This is a genomic window from Pseudomonas sp. FP1742 (assembly GCF_030687145.1).
Classification (GTDB): Bacteria; Pseudomonadota; Gammaproteobacteria; order Pseudomonadales; family Pseudomonadaceae; genus Aquipseudomonas; species Aquipseudomonas frederiksbergensis_D.
The window spans coordinates 1,000,319-1,013,459 of the sequence record NZ_CP117460.1; the positions used below are offsets into that span (position 1 = coordinate 1,000,319).

Annotated in this window: 11 protein-coding genes; 8 read left to right on the forward strand and 3 right to left on the reverse strand. The window is 59.4% G+C overall.

Features of this window, described 5'->3' with window-relative positions; translation table 11 throughout:
• Positions 1–525: 525 nt before the first annotated feature.
• The gene (locus PSH64_RS04290) at positions 526–1,242 is read right to left on the reverse strand and encodes an SIMPL domain-containing protein (protein ID WP_105340053.1); all 717 of its coding nucleotides are present in this window, start codon (positions 1,240–1,242) and stop codon (positions 526–528) included.
• Between the two features lie 385 nt (positions 1,243–1,627).
• Between PSH64_RS04290 and PSH64_RS04295 the strand changes: the two genes are divergently transcribed.
• From PSH64_RS04295 to PSH64_RS04310, 4 genes are all read left to right on the forward strand, one after another.
• Positions 1,628–2,890, forward strand: a complete 1,263-nt coding sequence (locus PSH64_RS04295) for an ATP-binding protein (RefSeq protein WP_105340054.1) — start codon at positions 1,628–1,630, stop codon at positions 2,888–2,890.
• On the forward strand, positions 2,883–3,443 hold the full coding sequence (locus PSH64_RS04300) for a response regulator transcription factor (protein WP_007939714.1): 561 nt from the start codon (positions 2,883–2,885) through the stop codon (positions 3,441–3,443). The genes PSH64_RS04295 and PSH64_RS04300 overlap by 8 nt, the downstream gene beginning before the upstream one ends.
• A 96-nt stretch (positions 3,444–3,539) precedes the next feature.
• Positions 3,540–5,267: an ABC transporter ATP-binding protein/permease gene (locus tag PSH64_RS04305; RefSeq protein WP_305480068.1), complete on the forward strand. Its 1,728-nt coding sequence runs from the start codon at positions 3,540–3,542 to the stop codon at positions 5,265–5,267.
• A gap of 192 nt (positions 5,268–5,459) precedes the next feature.
• The gene (locus PSH64_RS04310; protein WP_305480069.1) at positions 5,460–6,206 is read left to right on the forward strand and encodes a FadR/GntR family transcriptional regulator; all 747 of its coding nucleotides are present in this window, start codon (positions 5,460–5,462) and stop codon (positions 6,204–6,206) included.
• A gap of 7 nt (positions 6,207–6,213) precedes the next feature.
• Here PSH64_RS04310 and PSH64_RS04315 read toward each other — a convergent pair whose 3' ends face one another.
• Positions 6,214–6,570 carry a hypothetical protein gene (locus PSH64_RS04315; RefSeq protein ID WP_305480070.1) on the reverse strand — a complete coding sequence of 119 codons (357 nt, stop codon included), beginning with the start codon at positions 6,568–6,570 and terminating at the stop codon, positions 6,214–6,216.
• A 217-nt stretch (positions 6,571–6,787) separates the two neighbouring features.
• Positions 6,788–7,162 carry a hypothetical protein gene (locus tag PSH64_RS04320; RefSeq protein WP_305480071.1) on the reverse strand — a complete coding sequence of 125 codons (375 nt, stop codon included), beginning with the start codon at positions 7,160–7,162 and terminating at the stop codon, positions 6,788–6,790.
• A gap of 368 nt (positions 7,163–7,530) precedes the next feature.
• Between PSH64_RS04320 and kdgD the strand changes: the two genes are divergently transcribed.
• The 4 genes from kdgD (at position 7,531) to garD (ending at position 13,062) form a co-directional block, all read left to right on the forward strand.
• Complete coding sequence (gene kdgD, locus PSH64_RS04325; RefSeq protein ID WP_305480072.1) at positions 7,531–8,442, forward strand: 5-dehydro-4-deoxyglucarate dehydratase; 912 nt, start codon at positions 7,531–7,533, stop codon at positions 8,440–8,442.
• A gap of 73 nt (positions 8,443–8,515) precedes the next feature.
• Positions 8,516–9,961 (forward strand): aldehyde dehydrogenase family protein, encoded by a 1,446-nt coding sequence (locus PSH64_RS04330; RefSeq protein WP_305480073.1) that lies wholly within the window; start codon positions 8,516–8,518, stop codon positions 9,959–9,961.
• Positions 9,962–10,129: 168 nt separating this feature from the next.
• Positions 10,130–11,497 (forward strand): MFS transporter, encoded by a 1,368-nt coding sequence (locus PSH64_RS04335; protein ID WP_019582409.1) that lies wholly within the window; start codon positions 10,130–10,132, stop codon positions 11,495–11,497.
• Between the two features lie 11 nt (positions 11,498–11,508).
• Entirely contained in the window at positions 11,509–13,062 is a 1,554-nt protein-coding gene (gene garD, locus PSH64_RS04340) for a galactarate dehydratase (RefSeq protein ID WP_105340062.1), read from the forward strand.
• Positions 13,063–13,141 lie beyond the last annotated feature (79 nt).

The following is a 13,141-nucleotide window of genomic DNA, read 5'->3' on the forward strand; positions in this document are numbered from 1 at the left end:
GCCAATTGTCAAGGCTGTTATCTCGTGCTTTTAGGTGAGGCATGAGCTCGATTTTAATGGGGTGGAATTCAGTTGCATATAGTGGGTCGATTAAGCTGTTGGTGTGTGACAAGAGCTATCTATAACTGAATGTTAGCTCGGTTAAAGTGACTGGGAAATGGTGTGTGGCAAAAACAGATCCATCTTACAGTGCCTGAGCGACATGCTTTAATTTGGTGAGAGATGCTTCCTAAAAGCGTGTAAGTTGTTTCCTTCAGAAATGTTGATGTACATATAGAGTTATTCTCCTATAACTCAGTGATCGGACCTGAGATTCCATGCATTGGATAATGTTGATCCGCCGAGGTAGCTGTAGGAGCTGCCGAAGGCTGCGATCTTTTGAGCTTCCTTCGCGCGATGACCACGGTGCCAGTTAGAAAGCCAGGGTCGCAGTCTTCGGCCGCTCCTTGGGCGCAGTTTTGGGTGGGCAATAAAAAACGGCGATCACTTCGGTGATCGCCGTTTTTTCATGTCCGGGTTATTGAATCATTGCATCAACACTTCAATCGCCCCATCCGCCGTCATGCTGACCTGGCTGGTGCCGGCTTCAACTTCTGGCGTCACCGGTGCCGAATCCATGCTGGCGGCTTTCATCATCATCGGCCCGCGCATGTACGGTTGTGGATAACCGTTGCTGTTGAGGTTCAGGTTGACGATTTTGTAGCTCTTGCCACCCAGGGCGTCGGTGGCCAGTTGGGCGCGGGACTTGAAGGCGGTCACGGCTTCTTTGAGTAGGGCGTCTTCGCTGGCTTTGCGGGTTGGCGTCGCGATGGCGAAGTCCATGCCGCCCATTTTCAGGTCGGTGAGCAATTCGCCGGTGAGTTTGGACAGGGCGGCGAAGTCCGAGCTTTCCAGGCGCAGTTCGGCGCGTTCACGCCAGCCAGTGATTTTCTGGCCCTTGGTGTCGTAGATCGGGTAGCTGTTGCGGCTGCCCTGACGCAAGGTGATGTCCTTGACCTGCTTGGCCTGGGCCAGCGCCTTGTTCATGGTGGTGCTGACGTCGGCGGCGAGTTTGGCCGGATCGGTGTTTTGTTCTTCGGTGTAGAGGGTCACGATCATCAGGTCGCGGGCCACTTCCTGGCTGACTTCGGCGCGCAGGGAGATCTGGTTGTAATGCAACTCGTCGACGGCCAGGGCCGGGAGGCTGGCGGCGGTGCCAACGCTTAAGGCAAGAAGGGCGGCGCTGCGGCGCAATGTGTGCATGAAAAGCTCCTTGGACGATGCGCAGGGGTTAGGGTCCGAACCTGCGTGAAACCATCAGACTCTAGCTTCAATGGTCCGGTTCGCACAGTTACAACTTCTATACAGATGGAGTGCTAGTGACCCAGTGGTGAGGGGGGCTTGCTGTGGCGAGGGGGCTTGCCCCCGTTCGGCTGCGCAGCAGTCGCAGATCGGCTGACGCGGTTTGTCTGATAAAACACGGTGGCAGGTTTTGGGACTGCTTCGCAGTCCAACGGGGGCAAGCCCCCTCGCCACAGGGTAATTCGTCACAAAAGAGACTGTGGTCGTTTGCCGCACTTTCGCCTCTCAGGCCCGCGGCTTGGTTATACTCCGTGCGATCCGCCTGGAGCGCTCATCAGGAGAGCTCATGCTCGCCCCCGTACAACTGACTTCCGCCACTCGCCAGAACCTCTGGCGGCTGACTTTCATCCGGATTCTGGTGCTCGCCGCCCAGGCCGGCTCCGTGGGCCTGGCCTACTGGCTCCAGCTGCTGCCGTTGCCGTGGGTGCCGCTGGCGATGACACTGGGCTGTTCGACGCTGTTGTGTGTGTTCACCGCCGTGCGCCTGCGCACTTCGTGGCCGGTCACCGAGCTTGAATACGCCCTGCAACTGGCCTGCGACCTGTTTATCCACAGTGCCTTGCTGTATTTTTCCGGTGGCTCGACCAACCCGTTCGTCTCTTATTACCTGGTGCCGCTGACCATCGCCGCCGTGACGCTGCCGTGGCGCTATTCGGTGATTCTGTCCGGCATCGCCCTGGCGCTGTACACCTTGTTGCTGGCGCGGTTCTATCCGCTGGAGACCTTCCCCATCGCCCGGGAAAACCTGCAGATCTACGGCATGTGGTTGAGTTTTGCCTTGGCCGCCGCCGTCATCACCTTCTTTGCTGCACGCATGGCTGAAGAGCTGCGTCGGCAGGAAGAGCTGCGTGCGATCCGTCGCGAGGAAGGCCTGCGCGATCAGCAATTGCTGGCCGTCGCGACTCAGGCTGCCGGTGCCGCCCATGAACTGGGCACGCCGCTGGCGACCATGAGCGTGTTGCTCAAAGAGATGCAGCAGGATCACCCCGACCCGATGTTGCAGGATGATTTGAAGGTTTTGCAGGATCAGGTCAAGTTGTGCAAGCAAACCTTGCAGCAACTGGTGCGCGCCGCCGAGGCCAACCGTCGCATGGCGGTGGAGATGCAGGACGTCACCGACTGGCTCGACGAAGCGCTCAATCGCTGGCACCTGATGCGTCCTGAAGCCAGTTACCGTTTCCAGCGTCTGGGCCAGGGCACGGTGCCGCGCATGGCGCCGCCGCCGGATTTGACTCAGGCGCTGTTGAACCTGCTGAACAATGCCGCCGATGCCTGCCCGGAAAACCTTCAGGTGACCCTGGACTGGACCGCCGAAGACTTGACCATCAGCATCCGCGACCATGGCGCCGGTGTGCCACTGGCCATTGCCGAGCAGATCGGCAAACCATTTTTTACCACCAAGGGCAAAGGTTTCGGCCTGGGCCTGTTTTTGAGCAAGGCCAGCGTGACACGCGCCGGCGGCTCAGTGAAACTCTACAGTCATGAGGAAGGCGGCACGCTCACCGAGCTGCGCCTGCCCCGTGTCGCCCGAGGAGACGAACATGAGTGACGAGATCCAAGTTGAAGGCGAAGAACTGCCGCATTTGCTGCTGGTAGACGACGATGCAACCTTCACCCGCGTGATGGCCCGCGCCATGGCCCGCCGTGGTTTTCGCGTCAGCACCGCCGGTTCCGCCGAAGAAGGCCTGACCATCGCCCAGGCCGATATCCCGGATTACGCCGCGCTGGACCTGAAAATGGACGGTGATTCGGGCCTGGTGTTACTGCCCAAGCTGCTCGAACTCGACCCGGACATGCGCGTGGTGATCCTCACCGGTTATTCGAGCATTGCCACCGCCGTCGAGGCGATCAAGCGTGGCGCCTGCAATTACCTGTGCAAACCGGCGGACGCCGATGACGTGCTGGCCGCGTTGCTCTCCGAGCATGCCGACCTCGACAGCCTGGTGCCGGAAAACCCGATGTCCGTGGACCGTCTCCAGTGGGAACACATCCAGCGCGTCCTGACCGAGCACGAAGGCAACATCTCCGCCACCGCCCGTGCTCTGGGCATGCACCGCCGCACGCTGCAGCGCAAACTGCAGAAGCGCCCGGTCCGTCGCTGAACGAGCGCTGAACGGTTATCGCCAGCCCTCGCGATCACACGAGCCGATCATTTATGATCGGTTCTTGTGTGTTCTTTTCTTTATCGAGCCTTATCCATGAATCAGAACGCTGAATATTCCGCGGTCAACGATGCTGTGCGCGGGCAGTTTTTTCGCAAAGTGTGGGCGATGACCACGCCTTACTGGCGCAGCGAAGAGAAGGGCAAGGCCTGGACGCTGTTGATCGCGGTGATCGCGCTGTCGTTGTTCAGCGTGGCGATTTCGGTGTGGATCAACAGTTGGTACAAGGATTTCTATAACGCCCTGCAGAAGAAGGACGAAGCAGCCTTCTGGCAGCTGATTCTGTATTTCTGCGGCATCGCCGCCGTGGCGATTCTCGGCGCGGTGTATCGGCTTTATCTGACTCAGATGTTGACCATTCGCTGGCGAGCCTGGCTCACCGAAAAGCACTTCGCCCGTTGGCTAGGCAGCAAGAATTACTATCAGCTGGAGCAGGGCGGTTACACCGATAACCCGGACCAGCGGATATCCGAAGACCTCAATAAATTCACCACCAACACCTTGGGCCTTGGCCTTGGGCTGGTACGGAACATCGTCAGCCTGGTGTCGTTTTCGATCATATTGTGGGGCGTGTCGGGCAGCATCGAAGTGTTTGGCTTCACGATCCCCGGTTACATGTTCTGGTGCGCGCTGGTTTACGCCGCCGTCGGCAGCTGGCTGACGCATGTGATCGGTCGTCGCTTGATCGGCCTCAACAACAACCAGCAACGTTTCGAAGCCGACTTGCGTTTCTCCATGGTGCGGGTCCGCGAGAATGCCGAGAGTATTGCGCTGTACAACGGCGAGCCGAATGAGAACCGTCGTCTGAGCAGTCGCTTCGGCCTGGTCTGGCACAACTTCTGGGACATCATGAAAGTGTCCAAGCGCCTGACTTTCTTCACCTCCGGCTATGCCCAGATTGCAATCATCTTTCCGTTCATGGTCGCTGCGCCGCGTTACTTCGCCGGCAAGATCGAACTTGGTGAGCTGATGCAAATCAACTCCGCGTTCGGCAATGTGCAGGAGAACTTCAGCTGGTTTATCAGTGCGTACCAGGACCTCGCCGAGTGGCGCGCCACCTGTGATCGTCTGCTGAGTTTCCGTCAGGCCATGACCGACAACGAAGAACGCGCGCCGGCTATCGACGTGCAGAATCAGGGCTCGGCGCTACGGGTGCATAACCTTGGTCTCGACCTGGCGGATGGTCGTCACCTGCTGACCAACGCCGACATGACCGTGGAGGAGGGCGAGCGCGTCATGCTCAGCGGTCGTTCCGGCAGCGGCAAGTCGACCTTGCTGCGAGCGATGGGGCACCTTTGGCCGACCGGCCACGGCAGCATTCGTCTGCCGACGGCGCGTTACCTGTTCCTGCCGCAAAAGCCCTATCTGCCGATTGGCAGCCTGCGTGAGGCGTTGAGTTATCCGCAACCGGGCGACACTTACCCGCACGAGCGTTATGTTCACGTGCTGGAAACCTGCCGCTTGCCGCACCTGGTTTCGCGTCTGGATGAAGCCAACCACTGGCAGCGCATGCTCTCGCCGGGTGAGCAGCAACGTCTGGCCTTCGCCCGTGCGCTGTTGTATGCGCCGCAATGGCTGTACATGGACGAGGCCACTTCGGCGATGGACGAAGAGGATGAAGCGTCGCTGTATCAGGCGTTGATCGATGAGTTGCCGGGCTTGAGCATTGTCAGCGTCGGCCATCGCAGTAGCCTGAAGCGTTTCCATCCACGGCATGTGCGCATCGAGAACGGCCATTTGGTGGATCAAACCGTGACCGCCTGAACACCACTAAACCCTGTGGGAGCGGGCTTGCTCGCGAAAGCGGAGTGTCAGCCACCTTCAATGCTGGAGGTCAGGCCGTTTTCGCGAGCAAGCCCGCTCCCACAGGGGGGGCGGTGTACGCTGACGGTGATCGTACAACCCGCATGCGCTATGATGCGGTTTCAGCCGTTTTTATCGAGACAGACGTTCACCATGGAAAACCCGATCGACGCACCTCGCCTCCCTCGCAAGCGCCGCAGCCTCGCACAGGAGCTGGTGACGGTGCTGTCCGAGCAGATCCGCGACGGTCAGCTCAAGCGTGGCGACAAGTTGCCCACCGAGTCGGCGATCATGGATGCCCATGGCGTCAGCCGCACCGTGGTGCGTGAAGCGATCTCCCGTTTGCAGGCCGCAGGGCAAGTGGAAACCCGTCACGGCATCGGCACCTTCGTTCTCGACACCCCGAGCCCGAGCGGTTTTCGCATCGACCCGGCGACCGTGGTGACCCTGCGCGACGTATTGGCGATTCTGGAACTGCGCATCAGCCTGGAAGTGGAATCCGCCGGCCTTGCCGCACAACGTCGAAGCCCCGAGCAGTTGGCGGCGATGCGAGCGGCGCTGGACGCGTTGAATGAAAGTGTCTCCCACGCCAGCGATGCCGTGGCTTCGGACTTCCAGTTCCACCTGCAAATCGCCCTGGCCACCGGCAACCGCTACTTCACCGACATCATGACCCACCTGGGCACCAGCATCATTCCGCGCACACGCCTCAATTCCGCGCGCCTGGCCCATGACGACCAGCAGCACTACATGAGTCGCCTGAGCCGTGAACACGAAGAAATTTATGACGCGATTGCCCGGCAGGATTCCGATGCGGCGCGGGCGGCGATGCGTTTGCATTTGACGAATAGCCGTGAGCGGCTGCGCCAGGCCCATGAAGAGGCGCAGGCGCAGGGTTGAATACTGCTTATGGTTTGATTTGGACAGTCAGATCCAGGGAGGGAACCGAATCACCTGATGCTCTGGTAATGGTGTAATTCAGTGTGGCCGTGGCCGTGGCACCTGGCTTCAGTTTTTCAGCAAACGTAGCTTTCGGGATGGCGAAATCGATAGGGCTTCCGATAGTTGTCAGCGTGATGGTGCGGTCCCAGGAGTTGCCGGTAGAGGTTTGTACCGTAAATTCGACTTTGTCCCCTTCAGTTGCATTTAGGTACGGCGCAACGCTCCCATGGGCGACTGGCCCTGTTAATTGACCAACGTAAAGAACGCCATTGATGGCCTCTTTAAGTACCGGTGGAGCCAAAACCTGCTGTTGTGCGGTCATGATCAAAATCCTTTTAACAATGAACCGTTTGATTTGATAGGCCGAACTGAAACGCTTCGCTGACGGAGCCGGTTCGTTAACTCCTGAGCCATTTAGGCTGAGGCAGCAATGAACAGGCTACTGTTAGAAATAACAGTTTCGACGAGCGGTATTAGCGGCACGAAGACGTTTAGCCCAAAAAACGCCTGACCGGTAAACGATCAGGCGTGAAGAAGGATCAAGCTTCGATATACAGCCTCAGAGGCTCCGAAGATGGCTCCAGACTCGACTCATCCGCGAATTTGTAGCGCAATTCCACTTCTGCGTTCAGGTACTTTTCCAGTTCCGCTTTCGGGATTCGCAATTCGATTTTCGTCAGTTTCACCATGTCGTCGCTGGCGTCATCCCAGACGCCGGTAGGCTCTGCGAGGCCTTCCCAGTCAGGCTCTTCCGAATTTGTGCCGAGGATCGGGTAGACATCCCAGTTCGGCGGAATATCGTTCGGATCCGGCACGCGGATGATCAAGTCTTCACTTAGGGTCGATAGCTGGATGGTTGCCTGATCGGCTGAGTGCTCCGGGAACTGTGGAAGGTGTGCAATAGCAAAACTCATGTTGAATCGCTCTCCTTGAAAGATCTGCCGCGATCCTTCGCGGCAGTCGTCGCACTTTACCGGGCGGATCGGTGATCTGCCGAACCCGATCATGACCAGGCATTTCAAGGTTCAACACTGCGCGCAGGCAATGATCCCGGGGCGTTGAGTGAAAAATCTCCGAGGGTGCTCTTCCGACAACGTATCTCTCTCCTGAGCTTGAAAGGCGCCCCTTTCACCCCTTTAAACAACAATGTTGTCTGACAAAAATACCCACCCAGCGATGAAATGCAGTTGACGGTTGTATTTTAAGTTGTACGATGACCTACAACTTCGGCGAAGGCTGAATGGTTTTCTCACACAACGTTGCTACCCAGGGTGTTCGAATAATGAATCCACAAGAACTGAAGTCCATCCTCTCTTCCGGCTTGCTGTCGTTCCCGGTCACCGACTTCAATGCTCAGGGCGACTTCCATCGCGCGGGCTATATCAAACGTCTCGAATGGCTGGCCCCATACGGCGCCTCGGCATTGTTCGCCGCAGGCGGCACCGGTGAGTTCTTCTCTCTGGCGGCCAGCGAATATTCGGAAATCATCAAGACTGCGGTCGACACCTGCGCCAGCAGCGTGCCAATCCTCGCCGGTGTCGGCGGTTCTACCCGTCAGGCCATCGAATACGCTCAGGAAGCCGAGCGCCTGGGGGCCAAAGGCCTGTTGCTGCTGCCGCACTACCTGACCGAAGCCAGCCAGGACGGCGTTGCCGCCCACGTTGAAGCCGTGTGCAAGTCGGTAAAAATCGGTGTGGTGGTCTACAACCGCAACGTTTGCCGCCTGACTGCTCCCTTGCTGGAGCGTCTGGCTGAACGTTGCCCGAACCTGATCGGCTACAAGGATGGCCTGGGCGATATCGAGTTGATGGTGTCGATCCGTCGCCGCCTCGGTGATCGCTTCAGCTACCTGGGCGGTTTGCCGACCGCCGAAGTTTATGCCGCGGCCTACAAGGCGCTGGGTGTGCCGGTCTACTCCTCGGCGGTGTTCAACTTCATCCCGAAAACCGCGATGGATTTCTACCACGCCATCGCCCGCGACGATCACGCCACTGTTGGCAAGATCATCGACGACTTCTTCCTGCCGTACCTGGACATCCGTAACCGCAAAGCCGGTTACGCGGTGAGCATCGTCAAGGCCGGGGCAAAAATTGCCGGCTATGACGCAGGCCCGGTGCGTGCACCGCTGACCGATCTGACGGGCGAAGAATACGAAATGCTCGCCGCGCTGATCGACAAGCAGGGCGCGCAGTAATACCCGACAAACCCAAGGCCGCTGAGCAATCAGCGGCTTTTTGTGTAAGGACTTCTTTTAAAAGGTGCAAGCCGTGGCTGATTTGAAGCGTTACGACAACTACATCGGTGGCCAATGGGTCACCGGCGCCGACTATTGCAGCAACATCAACCCGTCGGAGTTGACCGACACCATCGGTGACTACGCCAAGGCCGATCTGGTTCAGGTCCACGCCGCCATCGATGCCGCCCGCGCCGCGTTCCCGGCCTGGTCGACTTCCGGTATTCAGGCTCGCCATGACGCGCTGGATAAAGTCGGCAGCGAAATCCTCGCCCGTCGCGAAGAGCTCGGCACGTTGCTGGCCCGGGAAGAGGGCAAGACCCTGCCCGAAGCCATTGGCGAAGTGACCCGCGCCGGCAACATCTTCAAGTTCTTCGCCGGTGAGTGCCTGCGCCTGTCCGGTGACTACGTGCCGTCGGTGCGCCCGGGTGTGAACGTTGAGGTGACTCGCGAAGCATTGGGCGTGGTCGGCCTGATCACTCCATGGAACTTCCCGATCGCGATCCCAGCGTGGAAAATCGCTCCAGCCTTGGCTTACGGCAACTGCGTGGTGCTGAAACCGGCGGATCTGGTACCGGGCTGTGCCTGGGCATTGGCGGACATCATCTCCCGCGCCGGTTTCCCGGCCGGCGTGTTCAACCTGGTGATGGGCAGCGGGCGAGTGGTCGGCGAAGCGCTGGTCAACAGCCCGAAAGTCGATGGCATCAGCTTCACCGGTTCGGTCGGCGTTGGCCGGCAAATCGCGGTCAATTGCGTGTCGCGTCAGGCCAAGGTGCAGCTGGAGATGGGCGGCAAGAACCCGCAGATCATTCTCGACGACGCCGACCTCAAGCAAGCGGTCGAGCTGTCGGTGCAGAGCGCGTTCTACTCCACCGGTCAGCGTTGCACCGCATCGAGTCGCTTGATTGTCACCGCCGGTATCCACGACAAATTCGTCGAAGCCATGGCCGAGCGCATGAAGTCGATCAAGGTCGGTCACGCCTTAAGGTCCGGCACCGACATCGGCCCGGTAGTCTCGCAAGCGCAGCTTGAACAGGACCTGAAGTACATCGACATCGGCCAGTCCGAAGGGGCTCGTCTGGTCAGCGGCGGTGGTCTGGTGACCTGCGACACCGAGGGCTATTATCTCGCCCCGACGCTGTTTGCCGACAGCGAAGCTGCGATGCGCATCAGCCGCGAAGAGATCTTCGGCCCGGTGGCCAACATCGTTCGCGTCGCCGATTACGAAGCAGCGCTGGCGATGGCCAACGACACCGAGTTCGGCCTGTCGGCAGGCATCGCCACCACGTCGCTGAAGTACGCCAACCACTTCAAGCGCCATTCCCAGGCCGGGATGGTGATGGTCAATCTGCCGACCGCCGGCGTGGATTACCACGTTCCGTTCGGTGGGCGTAAAGGTTCATCCTATGGCTCACGTGAGCAAGGTCGCTATGCGCAAGAGTTCTACACGGTCGTAAAAACTGCCTACGTCGGTTCCTGATACACCGCAATACCTGTGGGAGCTGGCTTGCCTGCGATAGCATCACCGCGTTGAGACTGACTCTGCGCGGTGCCTGCATCGCGGGCAAGCCCGGCTCCCACAAAAGCCAGACACGACAAAGAAATCGTTATTACCCGCATAAAAATAATCAGTGGGAGTACATCTACAATGCAATCGACCAAGCCGACTCACGTCCGCTATTTGATCCTGCTCATGCTGTTTCTGGTGACCACGATCAACTACGCCGACCGGGCCACCATCGCAATCGCCGGCTCCAGCCTGCAAAAAGACCTCGGCATCGACGCGGTCACCCTCGGTTATATTTTCTCCGCATTCGGTTGGGCCTACGTGGCCGGGCAAATTCCCGGTGGCTGGCTGCTGGACCGGTTCGGTTCGAAAAAAGTCTATGCCCTGAGCATCTTCACCTGGTCGCTGTTCACCGTACTGCAAGGCTATGTCGGTGAGTTCGGGCTTTCCACCGCCGTCGTCGCGCTGTTCATGCTGCGCTTTCTGGTGGGCCTGGCCGAAGCGCCATCCTTCCCCGGCAACGCACGCATCGTAGCGGCGTGGTTCCCGACCGCAGAACGCGGCACCGCCTCGGCGATCTTCAACTCGGCGCAATACTTCGCCACCGTACTGTTTGCACCGCTGATGGGCTGGATCGTCTACAGCTTCGGCTGGCAGCACGTGTTCATCGTCATGGGCGTGATCGGCATCATCTTCTCGGGGATCTGGCTGAAAGTTATCCACAGTCCGCGCCAGCACCCGATGATCAACGACGCCGAGTTCAAGCACATCGCCGACAACGGCGGCATGGTTGACATGGACTCGGACAAGGGCAAAGGCAAAAAGGGCGACGGTCCGAAGTGGGACTACATCCGCCAGTTGCTGACCAACCGCATGATGCTCGGCGTGTACCTGGGCCAGTACTGCATCAACGGCATCACTTACTTCTTCCTGACCTGGTTCCCGGTGTACCTGGTGCAGGAACGCGGCATGACCATTCTCAAGGCCGGTTTCATCGCTTCGTTGCCGGCGATCTGCGGGTTTATCGGGGGTGTACTCGGCGGGGTGATTTCCGATTACCTGCTGCGCAAGGGCCACTCGCTGACCTTCGCCCGCAAGGCGCCGATCATCGCTGGCCTGCTGGTTTCCAGCAGCATCGTGGCCTGCAACTATGTGGACGTGGAATGGATGGTGGTCGGCTTCATGGCCCTGGCCTTCTTCGGCAAAGGCGTTGGCGCACTGGGTTGGGCGGTGGTGTCCGACACCTCGCCAAAACAGATTGCCGGTCTCAGTGGTGGCCTGTTCAACACCTTCGGCAACATCGCCTCGATCACCACGCCGATTGTCATCGGTTACATCATCAGCTCCACCGGCTCGTTCAAATGGGCGCTGGTGTTCGTCGGTTGCAACGCGTTGGTCGCGGTATTCAGCTACCTGGTGATCGTTGGCCCGATCAAACGCGTTGTGCTCAAAGAGCCGCCGGCCAGCGGTCCTGAAACGAACAGCAAGTTATCTGAAGCGCATTCCTGAGGAGCGGCGTCATGCAGTTGATTGAACATTCCGACTCGCCGCGCTACATCCGCCTGCACGAGCGGGACAATGTGGTGATCGTGGTCAACGATCAGGGCGTGCCGGCCGGCACGGAATTCCCCGATGGCCTGGTCACCGTGGATTTCGTGCCGCAGAGCCACAAGGTCACTCTCGAGGACATTCCCGAGGGCGGTCAGGTGATTCGGTACGGCCAGACGATCGGCTACGCGTTGCAGCCGATTCCTCGCGGCAGCTGGGTCAAGGAAGATCAACTGCGCATGCCCACCGCGCCACCGCTGGACAGCTTGCCGCTGTCCACCGAAGTGCCGGCCGCGCAGGCACCGCTGGAAGGCTTCACCTTCGAGGGCTATCGCAACGCCGACGGCACCGTCGGCACGCGCAACATTCTTGGCATCACCACCACCGTGCAGTGCGTCACCGGCGTGCTGGATCACGCGGTAAAACGCATCAAGGACGAGTTGCTGCCCAAGTACCCGAACGTCGACGACGTGGTGGCGCTGACCCACAGTTACGGCTGTGGCGTGGCAATCACCGCCACCGACGCGTACATCCCGATCCGCACCGTGCGCAATCTGGCGCGCAACCCGAACCTGGGGGGCGAGGCACTGGTGATCAGCCTGGGCTGCGAGAAATTGCAGGCCGGGCAGGTGATGCATGAGAACGACAGCTCGGTGGATTTGAGCGAGCCGTGGTTGTATCGCTTGCAGGATTCCAGTCACGGTTTCACCGAGATGATCGAGCAGATCATGGCGCTGGCCGAAACCCGTTTGAAGAAGCTCGATCAACGCCGCCGGGAAACTGTGCCGGCGTCCGAGCTGATCCTCGGCATGCAGTGCGGCGGCAGCGATGCGTTCTCCGGGATCACCGCCAACCCGGCGCTGGGCTACGCCTCGGACCTGTTGCTGCGGGCCGGTGCGACGGTGATGTTTTCCGAAGTCACGGAAGTGCGCGATGCGATTTACCTGCTGACGTCCCGGGCGCAAACCAAAGAAGTCGCTCAGGAACTGGTGCGGGAAATGGACTGGTACGACCGTTACCTGGCCAAGGGCGAAGCGGATCGCAGTGCCAACACCACGCCGGGGAACAAGAAGGGCGGGTTGTCGAACATTGTCGAGAAGTCCTTGGGCTCGATCGTCAAATCCGGCAGCAGCGCGATCAACGGGGTGCTTGGCCCTGGGGAGCGGTTCAAGCGCAAAGGACTGATTTTCTGTGCGACCCCGGCCAGTGATTTTGTCTGCGGAACGTTGCAGTTGGCGGCGGGGATGAATCTGCATGTGTTCACCACCGGGCGTGGTACACCTTATGGATTGGCGATGGCGCCGGTGGTGAAGGTATCGACCCGGACCGAACTGGCGCAGCGCTGGCCGGACCTGATCGATATCGATGCCGGACGGATTGCCACCGGACGGGCGTCGATCGAAGACCTCGGCTGGGAGTTGTTCCACTACTACCTGGACGTGGCCAGCGGCAAGAAACAGACGTGGGCGGAGCAGCACAAGCTGCATAACGACATTACCTTGTTCAACCCTGCGCCTATCACCTGAGACCGAGTCGCCTGCTTCGCGAGCAAGCCCGCTCCCACATTCAATTTTCGCCGTGCACAAATTTTGTGTACGACGCTGA

Excerpts from the sequence above, each read along its gene's own strand:
- PSH64_RS04290 (WP_105340053.1), bottom strand. The coding sequence starts at position 1,242 with ATGCACACATTGCGCCGCAGCGCCGCCCTTCTTGCCTTAAGCGTTGGC.
- PSH64_RS04295 (WP_105340054.1), top strand. The coding sequence starts at position 1,628 with ATGCTCGCCCCCGTACAACTGACTTCCGCCACTCGCCAGAACCTCTGG.
- PSH64_RS04300 (WP_007939714.1), top strand. The coding sequence starts at position 2,883 with ATGAGTGACGAGATCCAAGTTGAAGGCGAAGAACTGCCGCATTTGCTG.
- PSH64_RS04305 (WP_305480068.1), top strand. The coding sequence starts at position 3,540 with ATGAATCAGAACGCTGAATATTCCGCGGTCAACGATGCTGTGCGCGGG.
- PSH64_RS04310 (WP_305480069.1), top strand. The coding sequence starts at position 5,460 with ATGGAAAACCCGATCGACGCACCTCGCCTCCCTCGCAAGCGCCGCAGC.
- PSH64_RS04315 (WP_305480070.1), bottom strand. The coding sequence starts at position 6,570 with ATGACCGCACAACAGCAGGTTTTGGCTCCACCGGTACTTAAAGAGGCC.
- PSH64_RS04320 (WP_305480071.1), bottom strand. The coding sequence starts at position 7,162 with ATGAGTTTTGCTATTGCACACCTTCCACAGTTCCCGGAGCACTCAGCC.
- kdgD (WP_305480072.1), top strand. The coding sequence starts at position 7,531 with ATGAATCCACAAGAACTGAAGTCCATCCTCTCTTCCGGCTTGCTGTCG.
- PSH64_RS04335 (WP_019582409.1), top strand. The coding sequence starts at position 10,130 with ATGCAATCGACCAAGCCGACTCACGTCCGCTATTTGATCCTGCTCATG.
- garD (WP_105340062.1), top strand. The coding sequence starts at position 11,509 with ATGCAGTTGATTGAACATTCCGACTCGCCGCGCTACATCCGCCTGCAC.